Raw genomic sequence first — 21359 nt, forward strand, 5'->3', positions numbered from 1 at the left:
TGCCCGCGGCCATCGCCGCGTACGACCGCCTGGGACGGTGACGTGACCGACCGCCTTCGTGACGGGCTGCTTCCTGACGGCCAGTGTGCTGACGCGCTCTTTCCTGACGACCTTCCCGTGCTCACCGAGATGAGTGGAACGGCCGAAGGGCGCGAGTGGCTGGCCGGGCTGCCGGCGCTGGTGGAGCAGACGCGCGAGCGCTGGAAGCTGCGCCTGGGCAGGCCCTTTCACGGAGGGAGCTGCTCCTGGGTGGCGCCCGCCGAACAGCCGGACGGCACCCGGGCCGTGCTCAAGCTGACCTGGCCCCACCCGGAAGCCCGCACCGAGGGAGCCGCCCTCCGCCTGTGGGACGGGCACGGCGCCGTCCGGGTGCTGGATCAGGACCCCGCGCACTTCGCGCTGCTGCTGGAGCGGGTGGAGCCGGGCGGGGAATTGGGCGACGCCGACCACATCCCCGCCGACGAGCGGCTGCTGGCGGCGGCCGACGTACTGCGCCGGCTGTGGGCGGCCGACCCGGGCGAGGCGTCGGCACTCGGCGTTGTCCGGTTGGCGCAGACGACCGCCGAGTGGGCCGACATCGCGGAGAAGCAAGCCGCGCGGGAGTGGCCGCCGCAGCTCGACGCAGGGCTGTACCGCCTGGCCGCTGAGCTCTTCCGCGAACTCCCGCGCTCCGCGGGCCGTGAAGTCCTGCTGCACGGCGACTTCAACCCCGGCAACCTGCTGTCGGCGCGGCGCGCCCCATGGCTGGCCATCGACGCCAAGCCGATGACCGGCGATCCCGCCTTCGACCCATGGCCGCTGCTCGAACAGGTCGACGACCCGTTCGAGCACTCCGATCCGCACCGCGTTCTCCGGCACCGCACGGCGCTGCTCGCCGAAGCACTCGACGCCGATGTCGACCGGATTCGGGCCTGGTCGATGGCGCGTCATGTGGAGTACGCGCTGTGGTCGGTGGACGAGGACGACGATCTGGAGGACAGCATCACCCTGCTGCGGCAGGCCCGCATCCTCGCGGACATCGCCGGGCTGTAGGCCCCGGGCCGGGTCCGCTGCAGGCCCCGGGTCGGTCCGCTGCAGGCCCCGGGTCGGATCCGGAGGCCGCTGGTCCGTCCGGCGGCCGGTAGGGCTGGCCGGTAGGGCTGGCCTGGTCAGTCCGAGACGAGTCGCAGGATCGCGGTGCCGTCCGCTCCCGACGCCACTTGGACCACCACCGCGCCGTCCACCTTGTCGGGCGGCTTCCCCGCGGGACCGCACACGCTGTTGCTGCCCCCGCTGCGGAAGACGGCCGTGCAGCCGCTGCCCTTGCCGCTCGCCTCGCCGCTGGTTCTGCTGCTGCCCGAGGTGACCTTGTAGCCGACCTCGTTCTCGCCGACCTGTGTCAGGGACAGCTTCGCCGGTTTACCCGCCACCTTGAACCGGACCGTCACCGGATCGGAGACCGCGATCTCGCAGTTCCCGTCGGTGCACGCCGCGGGGTCGCTCCCATCGGCCGCCGTCACCTTCGGGGTGGGGCCGGCCGCAGCCGAGGACCGGCCCTCCCCGGGCCGGGAAGCCGCGGGCTTCGCGCTGTCCTTGCCGTCTGCGCCGCTGTCGGAACCGCCGCATCCGGCGACGGCTGCCAGCACGAGGGAGGTTCCCAGCAGGGCGAGGCATACGCGCCCACGGCGCCGCCGTCCTGTCACGGCTGGGCCGACCATAATCCTGCAGGCCACACCCGTCACAGCGCGCGCTCTCCCGTCCTCCCCGCTTTCGCCCTGTCCTTCCCGGCCGGTTGCCGCCACCACTGGGCCCACTGGTTCCACTCGTCCCCCGCTCTCTGATGGCTCCCGCTCCGCGCTGTGTCGCCTACTCCCCCGTTCCGTACCCCGACAGCTCCACCACCACATCGAGCTGCCCGACATGGCGCGCGTACTCCTGGAGCAGGTGGAAGAGGATCCAGGCCAGGGTCGGCGCCTCTTCCTCGGTGCCGAACCGGCCGCCTGTCGCTGCCCGTTGGCCGAGCTGCGCGGCGGCCGTGACCCGCCGCGAACGTTCGCACTGCCCGGCGAAGGCGTCCAGCACCTGCTGGGTACTCATCCCCGCCGGGACCTGCCAGCGGTCCTCCGCGCGCCCTGAGCCTCGGTCGCCCCATGGGTCGGGCACCTGCTCGGCAGCGAAGCCCCAGCACAGCCAGCGCTGTTCGACGTACTGCAGGTGGCGGATCAGCTCCAGCGGGGTCCAGCCCGAGGGCAGCCTGGCCGCCCTCAGCTCTTCCTCGGGGAGTGCCGAAGCCTTCCGGAGCAGGGTGTTGCGGTAATAGTCGAGATAGCCCTCCAGCAGGTGGTGCGGGTCGGCCAGAGTCGGTTCGGGCTCTCCCTCCGGGAGCGGCGGGATGCTCATGTGCGCAGCTCCAGCGGGGGGATGTCCGCGCGCCCGAGCCCGAACGCCTGGGAGTACAGCGACAGTTCGGCCTCCACCGCGCGCACCATGGTGTCGGCCCTCCGGAAGCCGTGTCCCTCTCCCTCGAAGGCGAGGTAGGCGTGCGGGATGCCCCTGCCCTTGACCTGTTCCAGGAAGCGCTCGCACTGGATGGGCGGGCAGATCACGTCGTCCAGCCCCTGGAGCAGCAGGAAGGGCACGGAGATCCGTTGGGCCCGGTGCAGCGGGGAGCGCTCGCGGTACCTGCCCGGAACCTCGGAGAGGGGGCCGACCAGGGATTCCAGATACTGCGATTCGAAGTCGTGGGTCTCACCGGTGGCCCAGCCCGTCAGATCGAGGATGGGGTATGTCACGGTGCCGCAGGCGTAGAGGCCCTCGGTCAGGGTGGAGGTGAGCGAGGCAGCGCTGGTCCAGCCGCCCGCGCTGCCGCCCCGGATGGCCAGCCGCGCCGGGTCGGCTGTGCCCTCCCGGGCGAGGGTGCGGGCCACCGCGGCGCAGTCCTCCACGTCCACCACGCCCCACTGCTGCCGCAGCCGGTTGCGGTACTCCCTTCCGTAACCTGTCGAGCCGCCGTAGTTGACCTCCGCCACGCCGATGCCCCGCGAGGTGAAGTAGGCGATCTCCAGGTCGAGCACCAGAGGCGCGCGGCTGGTCGGCCCGCCGTGCACCCACACCACGTACGGCGGCAGCTCGCCGGCCGGAGCGGCGTGGTCGGGGTGGTGCGGCGGGTAGATGTGGGCGTGGATGTCGCGCCCGTCGGGTCCGGTGAAGGTGCGGATCTGCGGTTCCGGGTAGTAGGCCGGGTCCACATGGTCCTCGTGGTGCGAGGCCAGCACCACCGTGTGGCCGGTGCGGGTGTCCAGCTCGACGATCTCGAACGAGGTGCGGGGGCTGGCCGCGATACCGGTGACGCGGGAGTCGATGACCGCGAGCGAGGCCGCCCACTCGGTCCAGGGGCCGGCCGCGTCGACCAATTCGCCGGTCTCCGGGTCGAGCACGCCCAGTCGCTGGGCGCCGCGGCCGTGGAGAGTGGCCACCAGCCCGCCGGGCAGCGGGGCGAACCAGCGTTGGCCGATCTTCCATGCGGCGCCGGCGAACTCCTCCTCGCGCGGGCACAGCGGCACCCTGGGCACGGTGGGGCCACGTCCCGGCTCGGCCGCCTCGGCGGTCTCGGCTGCTTCGACGTCCACCCGCTGGAGGTTCCACCAGCCGCTCGCGTCCGAGGCGATCAGCAGCGTGCCATCTGACCCGAACTCGGCCTGGGCGACGGACTCTTCGGGTCCGCCCGCGACCGCGCGAGGCGTGCCCAGCGTCCCGTCCCCGGCGATCGGCGCCGTCATGACGCGGGTGCCGTCCCAGGGCATGGCCGGGTGGTCCCAGGCCAGCCAGGCCAGGCGCCGGCCGTCAGGGGAGAGCCGCGGGCCGGTCAGGAACCGGTCGCCGTCTCCGGTCAGTTCCCGCACCCGCCCCCGGTCCTCGGCGGCCGAGCCGTCCAGCGGGACGGCGGCGAGCACCCGGCGCACGTCGGTGGGCCCCTCGCCGGTGAACTCCTCCAGCACGCACCACGCTTCTCCGCGCTCGGGCAGCACCACCGGATCGCACCAGCGCAGCCCGGCCTCGGTGAGCTCGGAGAGCGGTGTCAGTGGCCGGGGCGCGGCGTCCGCCGCGTCGGGCTCCAGCGCGTAGAGCCGCTGGTCGGCGAAGTGGGTGAAGACGATCAGCGGTCCACCCTCGGCGCGGGGCGCGCCGGCCCAGGGCAGTCCGCCGTATTCGATGACGCGGTTGCGTACGTTCCACGGCGGGGGCAGCACGCTGACCGGGGGGCGCTGCCCGTCGGCCGCGAGCCGCAGCAGGGCGCGGCGTCCGCCCTCCTCGGGGCGGGGTTCGGTCCACCACAGCTCCTCGCCGACGGAGCCGAGGAACTCGGGCCGTCCGTCGTGCGCGGCGACCATGCCGGCGTCGATCGGTGAGGGCCAGGTGCCGTAGGGGGCCTGGACGGACATGAGGGGTCAGCCTCCTGACGGGACGGTCGCGTCGCGGGTGGTGGAAGCGGAGGGGGTGGTGGCACCGCCGAGGAGGGTGCGGTCCAGCACGCGGATGCCGAAGTGCAGTGCTTCGACGGGCACGCGCTCGTCCACGCCGTGGAACAGCGCCTGGTAGTCGAAGCCCTCGGGCAGCTTGAGCGGTGTGAAGCCGTAGCCCATGATGCCGAGCCGGGAGAACTGCTTGGCGTCGGTGCCGCCCGACATGCAGTAGGGAACCGCGTGCGCACCCGGGTCGAAGTGTTCGAGCGCCTCGCTCATGGCGGCGAACAGCGGGGAGTCCACCGGCGCCTGGAGCGGGACCTCGCGGTGCTGGAACTCCCAGCGCACATCGGGGCCGGTCAGGGCGTCGAGGGTGGCGTGGAACTCCTCCTCGGCGCCGGGCAGCATCCGGCCGTCGACCCGGGCCGTGGCCGTTCCCGGGATCACATTGACCTTGTAACCGGCCTCCAGCACGGTCGGGTTGGCGCTGTTGCGCACGGTCGCCTCGACCAGTGCGGCGGCCGGGCCGAGTTGGGCGAGCAGCGCGTCCACCTCGGCGTCCTGCGCGTCAGGACCGAGCGGCCGCAACCCGTGCAGCTCGGCGAGGCGGGCCAGCGCCGCCCGCACGGTGGGGGTGAGCCGCACCGGCCACTCGTACTCCCCGATGCGGTGGACGGCGGCGGCGAGGCGGCTGACGGCGTTGGAGTGGTTGACCTTGGAGCCGTGACCCGCCCTGCCGTGCGCGGTCAGCTTCAGCCAGGCCGTACCGCGCTCCCCTGCCCCCACGGGGTAGAGCCGACGGTCGGGCCCGGCGTGGAAGGTGAAGGCCCCGGACTCGCTGATGCCCTCGGTGCAGCCCTCGAACAGCTCCGGGTGCTCCCGCACCAGGAAGTCGGAGCCGAACTCGGCGCTGTCCTCCTCGTCCGCGGTGAAGGCGAGGACGATGTCGCGCGGCGGGCGCACCCCGGCGCGTGCCCAGGCGCGGGCCAGCGACAGGGCCATGGCGTCGGCGTTCTTCATGTCGATGGCGCCGCGGCCCCACACCACGCCGTCCCGCACCTCGCCGGAGAAGGGGTGCACGGTCCAGTCGGCCGCCTCGGCCGGGACGACGTCGAGGTGGCCGTGGAGCAGCAGCGCCCCCGCGCCGGGGTCGGTGCCCTCGATCCTGGCGACCACGTTGGTTCGGCCGGCCTTCTTCTCCAACAGCCGAGGCTCGATGCCCACGTCGGCGAGCCCGGCGGCCACGTACTCGGCGGCCGGGCGCTCGTTGCCCTCGCCGCCGCCCCGATTGGTGGTGTCCAGACGGATCAGCTCGGAGGTCGCCCGCACCACTTCGTCGAAGACCTGCGCGTCGAGGTGGCCCTGCCGTGGCGGAGGCGTCATCGTGCTCCCTTTCTCTCCTGTAGGCACGGCCTCTCCAGTACGCACAGCGTGTCCTGTCAGCTCAGCCATACTGCTCCTCCACCGCGGAGGAGACGACGGTCGTGACGGCCTTGAAGCAGCGGATCGCCTCATAGGCGCTGGGCGAGGTGTAGGCCACGCGGCGCTCGCCCGTCCGCTCCACGCCGGGCACCACGGTGGCGGCACCCACCAGGTGTTCGGCGTCGAACTCGATCTCGATGGTGTGGGGTTCGGGCTCGGGCGGGGTACGGCGCTCGGCCAGCGGGGCGGCGCGGCGCGCTGCGTCCCGGATGTCGGCCGCGGTGCGGGCCGGGGGCCGGCAGACCGCGGCGTACCGCGACACATAGTCCTTGACGGCGACGCCCACGGCGTCGGGCGCGTAGCCCTTGGCGTCCTCGACGGTGCGGTCGTCGCCGGTCACCAGCACGACGGGGACCCCGAACTCGGCGGCCACCAGCGTGTTGAGGCATCCTTCACTGGCCCGCACGCCGTCGGCCCACACGCCGGTCAGGGAGTTGGCGAGGTAGGTGTGCGCGAGGACGCCTTCGCTGCCCGCGCCGGTGTGGTAGCCGATAAAGGCGATGCCGTCCACGTCGCCGTGCTGGATGCCCTCGACCATGGAGAGGGACTTGTGCCTGCCGGTGATCATCTCGGCCCGCTCGTCCAGCTTCTCCAGCAGGAGGTTGCGCATCGTCCAGTGCGCCTCGTTGATGAGGACCTCGTCAGCGCCCGCTTCGAAGAAGCCCCGGACGGCGGCGTCCACGTCGGAGGTGAACAGCGACCGGCAGCGCTCCCATTGCGGCGTGCCCGGCAGGACGTCCGCCGGCCAGGTGACTCCCGTTGCGCCCTCCATGTCGGCGCTGATGAGGATCTTCATGCCCGGCACGTTACGCGGTAGCCAACCGCCAGGACACCCCTGTGGATAACTCCACTGGTCCACACCATTCGTTTTCACCCCGGCGGGTGAGGAACTTCTGCGCACCCGTCGCTGACCTGCACGTTCAGCGCCGTGAGCGCGGGATCGTGCGGGACGAGGGGACGGTGCACCTCCACGATCGGGCAGCCCAGTTCCCGTACCCGCGCGGCCACCGGTTCCACCGCCCGCCACTGCCGTCGGCCCAGCAGCCGCGGCACCAGCAGCCGCGGCAGCCGCCCGCCCGGTTCCGCCGCCTCGGGAAAGCAGCCGTGCCGCCCGAAGCCGGGCGCGACACGGGCGCCCCGCAGGGCTCGTTGCCGCTGGAGCCGAGCGGTGCTGGTGGCGAGCACCAGCAGCCGGAAGGGCGCGGGAGCCGTGAGCGGGTAGCCCCACCACAGCACGTCGTTCCTCCCGCCCCCGGGAACCGGTACCCGGGCCCGCCCGGCGATGGCCTCACCCGAACCCGCCGGGCCGCCGAAGCCACCGAGCCCGTCGAGACGGTCGAGCCCGTCGAGTCGTTCGATGTCCTCGATGCCGTGCAGCCAGTGGTGGTCGCCGGGGTGTGCGGAGGCGTTCAGCGCGCCGACCACTGGCAGGAGTTCACTCGCCGGTGCTCCCAGGGCGTCTCTGCGGCGGTGTCCGAACAGCGCCCGTGCCCCTGGGCCCCAGTGCACAACGGTGCCGCGCGCGTCGATGGCCACGGCGACGGCCGGGAGACAGCCGCGCACGGCGACCAGCGTCTCGGCCCTCCCCAGGGTGTCAGCCGTCCGGGCCGCACGCTCGTCGGCACAAGTCACTCGGCCGACGGCGCAGGCCGCCCGGCCGACGGCACAGGTCCCTTGGTCGGTGGCATAGGCCCCTCCAGGGGCGGCACATGCCCCGCGGTCGGCGTCCGGCTCGCTTCCCATCGCCTCGAGTCCTCTCTTCCGGCGACGGCCGGCCCCGCCGCGCAGGTGGCACGGCCACTCATCACCGTAGAGCCGAAGGCGGACGAAGAGGGAAGTTACGCCCGAACGGGGGATGCGCCGGGGGTGGTGTCCGGCGCTCCCCCGGCGCGGGAAGCGCCCGGCTCGTACGCCGTCCGAGCACCGGGGGCCGCGCTCAGTCCTCGTGCCCCAGTTGCAGATCGCGCTCCGTGCGCCCGCCCCCGGCGATCTGCAGGACGGTGGCGACCGGCGGATATCCCGCGGCGACCACCGTGTACTCGCCCGAGGCCAGGTCGACGAACCGGAAGACACCGTCGGCCGCGGTCGTCGCCGTGTCGACGACGTTGCCCGCCGCGTCCAGCAGCGTGACCCTCGCGTCCTCGACGGGCCGCCCGCCGGTGGCGCGTACGGTGCCGCGCAGCACCGCGCCGCCGGCAAGCTCGATGTCCTGCCGGGTCTCGCGAGAGGCCTGTACGGAGACGGGGAGAGCCGCCGGACGGTAGACGGGGGCGCTGGCGGCCAGCGTGTACTCGCCCGCGACCAGTTCGGTGATGACGTAGTTGCCCTCGCGGCCGCTGCGGGTGGTGGCCACGACCTCACCACGCACATCCGTGAGCGTGACGATGGCGTCCTTGACCGGGTTGCCGTCGGCCGTCAGCACGCTGCCCGCCAGCCGTCCCGCACCGCCGAGCACCACGTCGAGGTCGACCGGACGTTCGCCCACGGTGACGCTGACCGCGCGCGGCTGGTGTCCGGACGCGGCCGCGATCAGCACATACGAGCCCTCCCCCGGTGTGCTGAGCGCATACCGTCCGTCGTCCCCGGTGGCGCCGCGCCCGATCTGCCGCCCGGCCGTGTCGACGAGGGTGAGCGCCGCGCGCGGGACGGAACTGCCGTCGTGGTGCCGCACGGCGCCGCAGACCGGAACACCCGCGGCGCAGGGCGCGTACTGCGCCTGGGTGTGCGGTGCCGCGCCGTCGGCCTCGGTGGCGGACGCTGTGGAGGCTTCGGCGATACGGGCCGGGGGCACGGGCGTGTGCTGGGACACCAGGGGTTTCTCCTTGAGGAAGAGGGAAAGTGCCAGCCCGAGGACGAGCACGGGAACGAGGTAGAGGAAGATCCGCGGCATCGCGTCCGCGTACGCGCTGACATAGCCGTCGCGCAGCGGCGCCGGCAGTGCGCGTACGAGCTGCGGGGTGAGGGAGTCGGGGTCGGGCACGTCGCCCCGGCCACGGGGCAGTTCACGGGCGAGGGCATCCGCGAGCCGGTGGGCGAGAAGAGTGCCGAAGAGCGCGGCACCGACGCTGCCGCCGATCTGCCGGAAGTAGTTGTGGGCGCTGGTGGCGGCCCCCAGATCGGCGGGCCGTACGGAGTTCTGCACCGCCAGGATCAGCACCGGCAGCACGAATCCGATACCCAGGCCGAGGATGCCCGACCAGACGCCGAAGACCACGCGCGAGGTGTCCGCCTCCAGTTTGGAGAGCAGCCACATGCCTTCGGCCGACAGGGCGCAGCCGAGGACGGGGTAGATCTTGTAGTGCCCGGTACGGGAGATGAGCTGACCGGACAGGAGCGAGGAGACGACGACCCCGCACATCAGCGGCAGCATCAGCAGCCCGGAGGAGGTGGCGCTGACGCCCTCGACCATCTGCAGGAAGCTCGGCAGATAGCTGGCGGCGCCGAACAGCGCGATGCCGATGGCCGCGCCCACCATTCCGGTCACGTTGAAGACGGAGTCCCGGAACAGCCGCAGCGGCAGCACGGGTTCGGGCGCGAAGCGCTCGGCGACAAGGAAGAGCACTCCGCTGACCAGCGCCCCGGCGGCCAGGCCGAGGATGACGCGGTCGCCCCACTGGTATGTCGTACCGCCCCAGCTGGTGAGCAGGACGAGGCAGGTGGAGAACGCCGCGATCAGCAGCGCGCCGAGGAGGTCGAGCCGGGGGCGTACGCGGGGGCGCGGGAGCTTCAACGCGAAGGAGGTGACCAGCAGCGCGAGCAGGCCGACCGGCACGTTGAACCAGAAGCACCAGCGCCAGGACAGATCGTCGGTGAACCAGCCGCCCAGCAGCGGCCCTGCGACGGAGGCCAGCCCGAAGGCGGCCCCGATCAACCCCATGTAGCGCCCGCGCTCGCGCGCCGGTACGACGTCCGCGATGATCGCCTGTACGCCGATCATGAGGCCGCCCGCGCCCGTGCCCTGCACCGCGCGGTAGACGATCAGCTCCTCCATCGATCCGGCCCATCCCGCGAGGGCCGAGCCGACGGTGAAGACCGCGATGGCGAACAGGAAGACCCCCTTGCGGCCGAACAGGTCACCGAGCTTGCCGTAGACGGGCAGTCCGATGGTCGCCGCGAGCAGGTAGGCGGTGACGGCCCAGGACATCTGCCGCAGGCCGTCGAGTTCGCCGACGATCTTGGGAAGCGCCGTGGCGACGATGGTCTGTTCGAGCGCGGCCAGCAGCAGGGACAGCAACAGCGCCCCGAACACCAGCCTGAGGCGACGCGGCGAGAGGGAGACCTGCGGCTGCGCCGCGGTCTCCACCGCCGACCCACCCTGACCGCCCCCACTCGCGGCCCCACCGGCTGCGGGGCCGGACGCCGATCCGGAACCCGGTGCCGGGGGGAAGCCGCCCGCCGGTTCCCGTCCGGAGGCCGATACGGCGCCGGGCGCCGACCTCTGGCCGCCCCCGCCCACAGCCCCATCGGCAGCCGAGCCGGGCACCGGCCCGGAACCGGGTGCCGGGAGGAAGCCGTCCGCCGGTTCCTGACCGAGCGTCAGCCCCTGGCCGTACGCCGGGCCTTGTCCGTCCCCCGGCTCCCATCCGCGCTGGGACGGCGGTTCGTGGTCGGGCCCGGGTCCGGGTGACGGCCGTGCCGTGGAGGGCCGGGCGGTCACGCCCGGGGCGGGGGATGCCGGGGCGTACTCCCCCGCCCTCGCCTCCGTGAGCGGAACCTCGCGCTGGCCGGGGAGTTCCACGGTGACCTCGACCGCGGCCGGGCTCCGCCCGGCCGCGGTCGCCGCCGGTTCTTCGGTCACGGATGTGCGAAGTCCCGCTCCCGGTACGGGATTCCCATCGTCCCTGCCGTGGAGGATCGTCCCGCCGGTCCCGCCCATCGCACTCCCCTTGCCGCTGCTCGTGGGGGAGTATTTCTCGCATTGCACGACAAGAGCGTTCAAGCACGATTCGTGTGCGCGGCGTGGGGCCGATGGGGCGCGATTCGGTTGCCCGAGGCGCCTGTCACCCTGGCGAACAGGGGTTTTCGCCAAGGAGCGGGATCAGCGGCGCGGCAGCACCCTGCGGGGGAAACCACCCGATCCGGTGAGGGCGCGCCGCGCCGGGGAAGCGGAACCGGTCAGCCGCCCTGTTCCATCTTGGCGGCCAGCCGCTCGAGGACCTCGTCGTAGATCCGTGCGAGGCCCTTGGGCGCGAAGGTGCGCTCGAAGAAGCCGCCGATGCCGCCGGCGCCGTTCCAGACCGACGTCACGGTGACCCGGGCCATCTTCTCCTCGCTGCCGGGGGTCACCCGCCAGGTGGTGACCATGGAGGAGTTGCGGTCCTTCTCGACCAGTTCGCCGTCGGCGGGTTCGGTGACATCCAGCAGGCAGTCACGGACGCGCTTGCTGGTCGCCTGGAGCCTCCAGTGCACGACGGTGCCCTCGCCGTCGCCGCCCTCCCTGACCTCGTACTCGCTGAAGTGCGCGGGGAGCAGCTCGGCCCGGGTCCCGCTGTAGTCGGCCAGCGCGTCGAACACCTCATCGGGCCCGGCGGCGATCTCCCGCTGCGTGGTCGCCTCGACCTGCGCCATGACTCCTCCTGTGATTGGACGGCCTGTGTTGACGGGGTGGCCAGCCAATCACCCTCCGGTCGGCTCCCCAAATCCGCCTTGACACGTTCGATGCGAACGAGTGTTCTATTCTGGCATCGGAACGCGACAGTGCCGCCAGAGGGACGCGACACCACTACCGAGGAGGCCGAGGATGCGCTGGGACGAGCTCAGGGACGCCGACGAGCACAGCCGGGCCTCGACACCCGCCCTCTTCGCCACCTCGGCGGTCACCACGCGGACGTTCGACACCCCTGAGTTCCGTGGCATGACCTTCCACGAGGTGCGCGCCCGCTCGCTGGTGAACAGGGTGCCGGGCGCGTCCCGGATGCCGTTCGAATGGACGGTGAACCCCTACCGGGGCTGCTCCCACGCGTGCGTGTACTGCTTCGCGCGCAGAACGCACAGCTATCTGGACCTGGACACCGGGGCGGGCTTCGACACCCAGATCGTCGTCAAGGTGAACGCGCCCGAGCTGCTGCGCAAGGAGCTGAGCAGCCCGCGCTGGCGCGGTCAGCACATCGCCATGGGGACGAACGTCGACTGCTACCAGCGGGCGGAAGGGCGGTACCGGTTGATGCCGGGGATCCTGACCGCCCTGCGCGACTACGCGAACCCGTTCTCCCTCCTCACCAAGGGCACACTCATCCTCCGTGACCTCGATCTGCTGCGCTCGGCCGCGGCCATCACCGACGTCGGGGTCTCGGTGTCCGTCGGCTTCACCGACGAGGAGCTGTGGCGCACGGTCGAGCCGGGCACCCCCGCGCCGCAGCGGCGACTGGATGTCGTACGAACGCTCACGGCGCACGGCATCCCGTGCGGGGTGCTGATGGCCCCGGTGATCCCCTTCCTGGGGGACTCGCCCGCGCAGCTGCGCGCCACTGTCCGGGCCATCGCCGCGGCCGGGGCCACGTCCGTCACACCGCTGGCGCTGCATCTGCGGCCCGGCGCACGCGAGTGGTACTTCCGCTGGCTGCACCAGCACCACCCGCGGCTGGTGCGGCACTACGAGGCGCTCTACGCGGCCGGCGCCTACGCGCCCAAGTGGTACCAGCGGCGCATCACCCGTCAGGTGCACGAGCTGGCCGCCGAGTACGGCGTGGGCCCCTCGACGTCCGCACAGGCCCGGCGGATCGATCCGCCCGCACCGGCCACACCGACCGGCGCGGCCGAGCCCGACGACGACCGGTCCGGAAACCGCCGGTCCGAAAGCGGCGGACCCGAGAACGACGGACCCGAAAGCGGCGGGCCCGGGGACGCGGAGCCCAGCCGCGCGGAGCTCGACGACGCACCGGAAAACCACTGCACACAGCTCACCCTGCTCTGAGAGCATGCGCCGCATGTCATCGCCACTCACCCACATCGCAGCACCCGAAGGCCTCGCGCCCGGCAACGGCTACAGCCATCTCGTCATCGGGGAGGGCAGGCTGGTCGCGATATCCGGACAGGTCGCGCTCGACGCGCACGGCGAGGTCGTCGGCGAGGGGGACCCCGAGGCGCAGGCCGAGCAGGTGTTCAGCAACCTCCGGCGCTGTCTGGAGGAGGCCGGGGCGGGCTTCGCCGACGTCGTGAAGTTCACCTTCTTCGTGACCGATCTATCCGTGATGCCCGCACTCAGGGCCGTCCGCGACCGGTATCTCGACCCCGGACGGCTCCCCGCGTGCAGCGCCGTTCAGGTGGCGGGGCTCGTACGGCCGGAACTGCTCATCGAGGTCGAGGCATTCGCCGTGACAGCCCCGGACCGGCCGACGACCGGGTGACTCGGGCATACGCGTACTGACCGGCGTGTCCCGGGACGTAAGAGCGGTTAACGGATAATTTGCGTCGAAGGGGCATGTCCCTGGCCATCGCTCCCTGGCCACGTCCGCACGCCGACCGCCTTGCCCTGGAGATGTGGAGCGCCCGTATGCGCCTGATGCTGGTCCACCCGAGTGCGCTGATGTACTCCGAGATCTTCCTCCGTCTGGAGCCGCTCGGACTCGAACGTGTGGCCGCCGCCGCCAGGGAAGCGGGCCACCAGGTGCGCGTGGTGGACCTCCAGGTGCTCGACCGGAAGCTGCTGGACCGGGAGCTGCGCTCCTACCAGCCGGAGGCGCTGGGCATCTCACTCAACTACCTGGCCAACATCCCCGAGGCCCTGGAGATCGCCCACAGCGCCAAGGCGGCGGCCCCAGGGTGCTTCGTCTTCTTCGGCGGTCACAGCGTCTCCTTCATCGGCGACCACGTGCTGGAGCAGGCCGAGGGCGCGGTGGACGCCATCGCCCGGGGAGAGGGCGAGACCGTGATCGTCCCGCTGCTGGACGCCGTACGGGACAGGGCCGCGCACACAGTGCCGGGTGTGGTGACGGCCGACGGGCGCGGCCCGGCGCCCAAGATGCTGGAGAGCATCGACCGGCCGCGCCCTGCGCGGGACCTGATGCGCCGCCGCAACCGCTACTTCATCGGCGAGCTCGACCCCTGCGCCTCCATCGAGTTCACCCGGGGCTGCCCGTGGGACTGCTCCTTCTGCTCCGCGTGGACCTTCTACGGCCGCAGCTACCGGCGGGCAGCGCCGGAGGCGGCAGCCGAGGAGATGGCGTCCATCCGGGAGCCCAACGTCTTCATCGTCGACGACGTCGCCTTCATCAAACCCGACCACGGGCACGGAATCGCGGCCGAGCTGGAACGCCGCGACATCCGCAAGCGGTACTACCTGGAGACCCGCGCGGACGTACTGCTGCGCAACGAGGAGGTCTTCGAACGCTGGACCCGGCTGGGACTGAAATACATGTTCCTCGGCATGGAAGCGCTGGACGCCGACGGGCTCGACCAGTTCCGCAAGCGCATCAGCCCGGACGAGAACTTCAAGGCGCTGGAGACCGCGCGGCGGATGGGCATCAGCGTGGCGATCAACCTCATCGTCGACCCGGGGTGGGACGAGGAACAGTTCCGCCTGGTACGCGAGTTCGCCCTGGCCGTGCCGGAGATCGTCCACCTGACCGTGATGACGCCCTACCCCGGTACGGAGGTCTGGCACACCGAGGCCCGCCAGCTGACCACACGCGACTACCGGCTCTTCGACATCCAGCACGCCGTGGTGCCCACCCGGCTGCCGCTGGAGCAGTTCTACCGGGAGCTGGTGCGCACCCAGGCCGTCATCAACCGGAAGCACCTGGGGCTGCGCACGGCCATCGGCGCCATGCGGGTGCTCGGCCGCAATCTGGCACACGGCCAGACGAACTTCGCCCGCATGCTGTGGAAGTTCGGCCGCGTCTACAACGCGGACCGGCAGTTCGCCGACCACGCGCGCCCGGTCGAGTACGAGCTTCCCGTGCCCGAGCGGCGCGGAGCGCCCGGCCGCAAGGAGCTGTTCGTCCACACGATCGGCCGCTCCGGCGCCCGCGCAGGCCAGACGGGACAGCAGACAGGGCAGCAGGCGGGGCAGCAGGCGGGGCAGCAGGCGGACCCCGCGCAGTAGCCGTCAGTCCAGCGGGTCCTCGCGCGGCGGCGCGTCGTCGTTGCCGCGCCGGATGGTGCGCGGCGGTCCGCCGGGCCGCCATGTGCGGAAGACGATCTCCTCGCCCTCGATGGTGACCCGCACCACCTCCTCCACGGCCACCCGGAAGAGGTGGAAGACCTCGGGAAGCCCGCCGTCCGGCGTGCCGGCCGCCCACTCCTCGATCTGAGCGGGGTCCGTCACCTCCAGCGCGCGGCCCGAGACCCGTACGTCTCCCCCGTCCATCTCGCTGCCGGGACCCGGGTTGGCGTACAGCGCGAACCGGTTGTCCCGGCGCAGGTCGAGTGCCTTGAGCGAGTTCGGCATCATCCCCAGCCACAGCTGCCCGGCCCGGAAGTCCGCCTCGAGACCGGTCAGCCGCGGCGACCCGTCCTTGCGCAGCGTGGCCAGCACATGGTGGGTGTACTTCGCGAACCGCTGCTCGACCACCTCGGCGAACCCCGGCTCCGCCTCCCGGAACCCACCCCAGCCGACAGCGTTCGGCACAGTCACGTTCTCCGTCGTCATACGGACAGCGTGCGGCGCTAACCCGACATCTTCTGTCCGGTATCCCGGCGACCGGTCTCCTCGGTTTCGCCGCGCCGGGGCTGATGGGGGATGCGGGCCAGTGCGGCCTTGGCCGAAGGGGAGAGCCGGTGGTGTTCGGCTGCCGCGTCGAGGACGGGGATGGCGCGTTTGTCGCCGAGGGCGCCGAGGCCGACGACGCACGCCTCGGCGATGGGCCAGTAGTGCAGCGGCCCGATCAGCAGACGCTGGAGGACGTTGATGAGGGTGGGTACCGATTCCGGGGCGCGGAGGGCCGTCAGGAGCCGGACGGGGTAGAGCGCGTAGGCGGTGCGCAGTTCGTTGGTGGCCAGGGCCGCTGCCGCCTTGGCCGTCCGGGGGTCGCGCAGCCGCTCCAGGGCCTGCGCCGCGCTGGCGCAGCAGACCGGATCGCGGTAGTTCAGCATGAAGATGAGGGTCTCGAAGGCCCTCCTGTCCCCGGCGCTGCCCAGTGCGAAAGCCGCGATCTCCCGAGCCCACAGCGGCCGTTCGGTCTCCACGAGCACGGCGGCGAGCTGGTCGCGCGCCTCCGTGCTGCGCTGCCTGGCCAGCGTGACCAGCCGTGCGTACTCGACGGGCTCGGCCTCGGGCCGCACTCGGTCGATCAGCGCTCGGAACGCGTCGCCCACTCCGGCTCCCCCTCACGTGCTGAGTTCCACAGCGGTGGAAGTCTTCCTACCCCTGGCTTTATGGTTACCCACGAGTTAAGGTGCTCATCAGAGCGGCATCCCCGCTCAGGCGGTTTGGTGACGCAGCCGCCGAGAGTGACGTCGGTTCGGCAGCGGGCCCGATACGCGCCCAGGCGCGTCGGACCCGTATGGACCGCCTCGCGACCGGGCCCCGGGACAGGGCCGCGCAGCGGGGCGTGACCGGTAACTCCCCTGCCCTGCGCGTGCGTACGCCCGCGCGCCCGGTAGTGCACGAAACCCTCACCCTCATCAATCGCGCCCCCTGGCCGGGGGCCTGTGTCACACCCTCTGGAGTCCCCTGATGGACCGTCCTCCCCTGCGCACGATCGCCGTCGTCGGCCTCGGCACGATGGGTACCGGCATCGCCGATATTCTCGCCCGCGCCGGGCGTGAGGTCATCGGCATCGACACGAACGAAGCAGCCGCGCGGCAGGCCGTTGCCGCACTGGAGTCCTCCACCGCGCGCTCGGTCGAGCGCGAGCGGATGACACAGAGCGAGCGCCAGGACGTGCTGGCGCGGCTGCGCACCTTCACCGGTCTGGACGCCGCGGCCGAGGCCGATCTGGTCATCGAGGTGGTGCCCGAGGACTACGACACCAAGTGCCGGGTCTTCGCCGAGCTGGACACCGTCGTCAAGCCCGACACCATCCTGGCCACCGGTACCAACGCGCTGTCCGTGACCCGGCTGGCCGCCGACTCCGACCGGCCCGAGCGCGTGCTGGGGCTGCACTTCTTCAACCCGGCGCCCGCCATGAAGCTGGTGGAGATCGTCTCCTCGGTGCTCACCTCGCCGCAGGCGGTGGCCGCCGTCACCGAGCTGGCCCGGGAGCTGGGCAAGGATCCGATCGCGGTCGGTGACCGTCCGGGGTTCGTCGCGGACGGACTGCTGTTCGGATATCTGAACCAGGCGGCCGCGATGTACGAGTCCCGCTACGCCACTCGCGAGGACATCGACTCCGCAATGAAACTGGGGTGCGGTCTGCCGATGGGCCCGCTGGCCCTCCTCGATCTGATCGGAATCGACACGGCACGCACCGTACTCGACGCGATGTACGAGCAGTCGCACGACCGGCTGCACGCGCCCGCGCCGATCCTGCGGCAGTTGAGCGAGGCGGGGCTGACGGGCCGCAAGTCGGGCCGCGGCTTCTACACCTACGCGGCGCCCGGCAGCTGTGAAGTGGTGCCCGACGCGCTCACCCCCGACCCGGCCGCCTCCCGCACGACCGGCCGCCCGGTGACCGCGGTGGGTGTCGTGGGCTCGGGGACGATGGCCGGCGGTATCGCGGAGGTCTTCGCGAAGGCCGGCTACCCGACGGTGCTGGCAGCCCGGAGCGAGCAGAAGGCGGTCACGGCCAAGGAGCGCGTCGCGCGGTCGCTGGACCGCTCGGTGGACAAGGGCCGGATGACGGCCGAGGACCGGGAGGCGGCACTGGCCCGGATCAGCCCCGCCGGGTCGCTGGACGCGCTGCGCGAGGTGGATCTGGTGGTCGAGGCGGTGGCCGAGGACCTCGACGTCAAGCGGGAGTTGTTCCAGCGCCTGGACGCGGTCTGCAAGCAGGGTGCCGTGCTGGCCACCACCACCTCCTCGCTGCCGGTGGTCGCCTGCGCGCGTGCCACCTCCCGGCCGCAGGACGTGATCGGCATGCACTTCTTCAACCCGGCGCCCGCCATGAAACTGGTGGAGGTGGTGACCACGGTGCTGACCGACCGGGAGGCGCATGCCACCATCCGCGAGATCTGCGCGAAGATCCGCAAGCACCCGGTGGACTGCGGCGACCGGGCGGGCTTCATCGTCAACGCGCTGCTCTTCCCGTACCTGAACAACGCCGTGAAGATGGTCCAGGAGCACTACGCCTCGCTGGACGACATCGACGCCGCGATGCGGCTCGGCGGCGGCTATCCGATGGGCCCCTTCGAACTGCTGGACGTGGTGGGCCTGGACGTCTCGCTCGCCATCGAGCGGGTGCTGCACGAGGAGTTCCGCGACCCGGGACTGGCACCGGCCCCGCTGCTGGAACACCTGGTGGCCGCGGGCTGTCTGGGCAGGAAGACGGGGCGCGGCTTCCGTGAGTACGCACGCCGGTGACCGGCGGCACCGCCGGGTGGGGCGGGCTGTTGGAGCCGGCGGCAGGCAGCCCGGCACACGGCCCGTCCCCCGACCCCGTCACGGCGTGTAACGTTCACCACATGCCAGAGCCCGAGAAGAACTCCCGTACGACCAGCCAGCGTGCGAACGGTGCCGCCACCCAGCGACTCAGGGTGCGCCGTGAGTTGGCCGCAGCTGCCATGGAGCTCTTCGCCACGAAGGGTTACGAAGCGACGACGGTGGATGAGATCGCCGCCGCCGCGGGAGTCGCGCGGCGCACCTTCTTCCGGCACTTCCGCTCCAAGGAAGAAGCGATTTTCCCCGACCACGACGACACCCTCGTCCGCGCCCAGGCCGTGCTGGAGGCAGCGCCCGCGCACGAGCACCCGCTGGACACCGTGTGCCGGGGCATCAAGGAAGTCATGAAGATGTACGCCGCCTCCCCCAAGGGCAGCGTGGAGCGGTACAAGCTCACCCGCGAGGTGCCGGCGCTCCGGGAGCGGGAGATCGCCTCGGTGGCCCGCTACGAGCGGCTGTTCACCCGCTATCTGCTGGGCCACTTCGACGAGGAGGCACACCGCGACGGTGTCAGCGGCTACGACGAGCCGCTGCTGGCCGAGGTCGCCGCCTCGGCTGTGGTGACGGCGCACAACCATGTGCTGCGGCGCTGGCTGCGCTCGGGTGCCGCGGGCGATGTGATGGCGCAGCTCGACCACGCCTTCGCGATCGTGCGGCGTACGTTCGGCACCGGCTTCGGCGCGCACCGCCCCAGCGCCGAGCAGCCCGCGGCCTCGGTGGCCCGCCGGGACGAGGTGCTGGTGACCGTCGCCCGTACCGACGCCCCGCTGGGCGAGATCATGTCCACCATCGAACGGGCCCTGTCCAAGGACTGAGCCCTCCCACGGCGAGGGAGTCGGGTGAATTGCGCCCGGGCCCCGCCCCGCGTACCCGCTTCCGGCCCGGCGAGCGGAAACCATGGCGCGAAGGCGACGTGGAGGTGCGGCAGTGTCGGTTGCGCCGGGCGGGGCGAAGGGCCCCAGGCACAAGGCCAGGAGATCGAGGCCGTGGTTGCGTACCAAGTCGGTGGAGGAGTCGATCCTCGACACCGACGACCCCGAGGGCGGGCTGCGCAAATCGCTCTCGGCGCTCGATCTGACGGTCTTCGGCGTCGGTGTGATCATCGGCACCGGGATCTTCGTCCTGACCGGCCAGGTCGCCAAGTCGACGGCGGGCCCGGCGGTGGCCATCTCGTTCGCGGCCGCGGGCGTGGTGTGCACGCTGGCCGCACTGTGCTACGCGGAGTTCGCCTCGACCGTCCCGGTGGCCGGCTCCGCCTACACCTTCGCGTACGCCTCGCTCGGTGAGCTGCCCGCCTGGATCATCGGCTGGGACCTGGTGCTGGAGCTGGCGCTGGGCTGCGCGGTGGTTGCCGTCGGCTGGTCGGGGTACGTACGTTCGCTGCTGGACAGCATCGGCTGGAACCTGCCGGACTGGCTCTCGGGCACCAGCGACGCCAACGGGTTCGGCTTCGACGTGCTGGCCTGCGCCCTCGTCCTGCTGCTGACGGCCATTCTGGTGGTCGGTATGAAGCTGTCGGCCCGGGTCACTTCGGTCGTCGTGGCGATCAAGGTGGGCGTGGTGCTGCTGGTGATCGTCGCGGGGGCGTTCTTCATCACGGCCGACAACTACGACCCGTTCATCCCGCCCGCGCAGGGCACCGTGGACTCCAGCTCCGGGTTCGCGGCACCGCTGATCCAACTGCTGTCCGGATACGAACCGACCACGTTCGGCGTCATGGGCATCTTCACCGGCGCCGCCATCGTCTTCTTCGCGTTCATCGGCTTCGACGTGGTGGCAACGGCCGCCGAGGAGACCCACAATCCGCAGCGCGACATGCCCCGGGGCATTCTCGGCTCCCTGATCATCTGCACGGTGCTGTACGTCGCGGTCTCGATCGTGGTCACCGGGATGCGCAAGTACACGGAGCTGACCGTGGACGCCCCGCTGGCGGACGCCTTCAAGGCCGTCGACGAGCCGTTCTGGGCCGGGCTGATCAGCTTCGGCGCCGCGGTCGGGCTGACGACCGTGTGCATGATCCTGCTGCTGGGACAGTCCCGGGTGTTCTTCGCGATGAGCCGGGACGGGCTGCTGCCGCGGCTGTTCGCCCAGGTGCATCCGCGGTTCGGCACGCCGTACCGCTCGACCATCCTGCTCGGCGTGCTGGTCTCCGTCATCGCGGGGTTCGTGAGCCTCTCCGAGCTGGCCGAGCTGGTCAACATCGGCACGCTGTTCGCTTTCGCGGTGGTCGCGCTTGGCGTGATCATTCTGCGGCGGACACGGCCGGATCTGCCGCGGGCCTTTCGTACGCCGCTGGTGCCGGCACTGCCGATCGCCTCGGTGCTGGCGTCGCTGTGGCTGATGCTGAATCTGCCGAGTGAGACATGGGCACGGTTCGCGGCGTGGATGGCGGTGGGGGCGGTGCTGTATGCGGGGTACGGGCGGCGGAAGAGCCGGCTGCGGAGGGGTGAGGAGCCGTTGCCGCATCACGTGCCGTGAGGGCTTGCCGCGCTGCTCCCTGAATGGCTGCCCGCGCAGCTTGGGCAGTCTGCGCCATGGGGGTACCTCCCGGACGGAGTCCGGGGGAGCAGGGTGGGCAAGCGCAGCCCCCCATGCGGGGGTACGTAGGCGACGCGCCTGGCTGGGGAGGGACTGCCCTATTTTCGCCGTCGCAGGCTGCGGGTGAGCTCTTGGCCGGTCGCGCCCCGGCGGCGGAGCCGCATATCAACACAGCCCCGCGCCCCTGAGGGGCCGACTCTTGCGCTTGGGGGGCGCGGCTCGGTGATCGATCATCGCTCAGATGAGTAGAGATCGCGCCATGTGAGATTTCGCGGCACGCAGTGTCTTGTGCTCTGGCACTGGGTGTCATAGCTTGGCATCAGTCCGGGCGCTGTCCCCACGGCGAAACCCGTGTGCCCCGGAACGCTTGGCGTCACAAGCGAGCCGCGCACACCCGCGCGAACACCGCACGAGCCGAA

General features: G+C 71.7%; 17 protein-coding genes. 7 read left to right on the forward strand and 10 right to left on the reverse strand.

The features are described 5' to 3' along the window. Positions 1–42: 42 nt before the first annotated feature. Positions 43–1032 carry an aminoglycoside phosphotransferase family protein gene (locus HC362_RS06320; protein WP_243082940.1) on the forward strand — a complete coding sequence of 330 codons (990 nt, stop codon included), beginning with the start codon at positions 43–45 and terminating at the stop codon, positions 1030–1032. A 116-nt stretch (positions 1033–1148) separates the two neighbouring features. Here HC362_RS06320 and HC362_RS06325 read toward each other — a convergent pair whose 3' ends face one another. The 8 genes from HC362_RS06325 to HC362_RS06360 form a co-directional block, all read right to left on the reverse strand. Continuing rightward, positions 1149–1682 (reverse strand): hypothetical protein, encoded by a 534-nt coding sequence (locus tag HC362_RS06325; protein WP_243082941.1) that lies wholly within the window; start codon positions 1680–1682, stop codon positions 1149–1151. Positions 1683–1845: 163 nt separating this feature from the next. Then, positions 1846–2379, reverse strand: a complete 534-nt coding sequence (locus tag HC362_RS06330; RefSeq protein ID WP_243082942.1) for a DinB family protein — start codon at positions 2377–2379, stop codon at positions 1846–1848. Continuing rightward, positions 2376–4421 (reverse strand): prolyl oligopeptidase family serine peptidase, encoded by a 2046-nt coding sequence (locus HC362_RS06335; protein ID WP_243082943.1) that lies wholly within the window; start codon positions 4419–4421, stop codon positions 2376–2378. Before HC362_RS06335 ends, HC362_RS06330 begins: the two co-directional genes overlap by 4 nt. 6 nt (positions 4422–4427) lie before the next feature. Next, positions 4428–5825, reverse strand: a complete 1398-nt coding sequence (locus HC362_RS06340) for a M20/M25/M40 family metallo-hydrolase (RefSeq protein ID WP_243082944.1) — start codon at positions 5823–5825, stop codon at positions 4428–4430. Positions 5826–5886: 61 nt separating this feature from the next. Next, entirely contained in the window at positions 5887–6720 is an 834-nt protein-coding gene (locus HC362_RS06345) for a M55 family metallopeptidase (protein WP_243082945.1), read from the reverse strand. 74 nt (positions 6721–6794) lie between these two features. Then, on the reverse strand, positions 6795–7556 hold the full coding sequence (locus HC362_RS06350) for a PAS domain-containing protein (RefSeq protein WP_243082946.1): 762 nt from the start codon (positions 7554–7556) through the stop codon (positions 6795–6797). 304 nt (positions 7557–7860) lie between these two features. Then, positions 7861–10227 carry an MFS transporter gene (locus tag HC362_RS06355; RefSeq protein WP_243088391.1) on the reverse strand — a complete coding sequence of 789 codons (2367 nt, stop codon included), beginning with the start codon at positions 10225–10227 and terminating at the stop codon, positions 7861–7863. An 812-nt stretch (positions 10228–11039) separates the two neighbouring features. Then, positions 11040–11492, reverse strand: coding sequence for an SRPBCC family protein (locus HC362_RS06360; RefSeq protein WP_243082947.1), 453 nt, complete (start codon positions 11490–11492; stop codon positions 11040–11042). Positions 11493–11664: 172 nt separating this feature from the next. On the opposite strand from HC362_RS06360, the gene HC362_RS06365 reads away from it, so the two are divergent. The 3 genes from HC362_RS06365 (at position 11665) to hpnR (ending at position 14967) form a co-directional block, all read left to right on the forward strand. Further along, complete coding sequence (locus tag HC362_RS06365) at positions 11665–12837, forward strand: Rv2578c family radical SAM protein (RefSeq protein WP_243082948.1); 1173 nt, start codon at positions 11665–11667, stop codon at positions 12835–12837. A 13-nt stretch (positions 12838–12850) separates the two neighbouring features. Next, positions 12851–13270 (forward strand): RidA family protein, encoded by a 420-nt coding sequence (locus HC362_RS06370; RefSeq protein ID WP_243082949.1) that lies wholly within the window; start codon positions 12851–12853, stop codon positions 13268–13270. A 146-nt stretch (positions 13271–13416) separates the two neighbouring features. After that, a complete protein-coding gene (gene hpnR, locus HC362_RS06375) occupies positions 13417–14967 on the forward strand; it encodes a hopanoid C-3 methylase HpnR (protein WP_243088392.1) in 1551 nt (516 codons plus the stop codon). 3 nt (positions 14968–14970) lie between these two features. On the opposite strand, the gene HC362_RS06380 is transcribed toward hpnR, so the two are convergent. Then, positions 14971–15513 (reverse strand): pyridoxamine 5'-phosphate oxidase family protein, encoded by a 543-nt coding sequence (locus HC362_RS06380; RefSeq protein ID WP_243082950.1) that lies wholly within the window; start codon positions 15511–15513, stop codon positions 14971–14973. Positions 15514–15530: 17 nt separating this feature from the next. After that, on the reverse strand, positions 15531–16178 hold the full coding sequence (locus HC362_RS06385) for a HEAT repeat domain-containing protein (RefSeq protein WP_243082951.1): 648 nt from the start codon (positions 16176–16178) through the stop codon (positions 15531–15533). Positions 16179–16539: 361 nt separating this feature from the next. Here HC362_RS06385 and HC362_RS06390 point away from each other — a divergent pair, with 361 nt between their 5' ends. From HC362_RS06390 to HC362_RS06400, 3 genes are all read left to right on the forward strand, one after another. Further along, a complete protein-coding gene (locus HC362_RS06390) occupies positions 16540–18324 on the forward strand; it encodes a 3-hydroxybutyryl-CoA dehydrogenase (RefSeq protein ID WP_243082952.1) in 1785 nt (594 codons plus the stop codon). A gap of 101 nt (positions 18325–18425) precedes the next feature. Continuing rightward, positions 18426–19217 carry a TetR family transcriptional regulator gene (locus tag HC362_RS06395; RefSeq protein ID WP_209265841.1) on the forward strand — a complete coding sequence of 264 codons (792 nt, stop codon included), beginning with the start codon at positions 18426–18428 and terminating at the stop codon, positions 19215–19217. A gap of 175 nt (positions 19218–19392) precedes the next feature. Next, positions 19393–20880: an amino acid permease gene (locus HC362_RS06400; protein ID WP_243082953.1), complete on the forward strand. Its 1488-nt coding sequence runs from the start codon at positions 19393–19395 to the stop codon at positions 20878–20880. Positions 20881–21359 lie beyond the last annotated feature (479 nt).

Origin of the sequence: Streptomyces sp. 891-h, from assembly GCF_022760275.1 — a bacterium.
In the GTDB taxonomy this organism is placed as follows: domain Bacteria; phylum Actinomycetota; class Actinomycetes; order Streptomycetales; family Streptomycetaceae; genus Streptomyces; species Streptomyces spirodelae.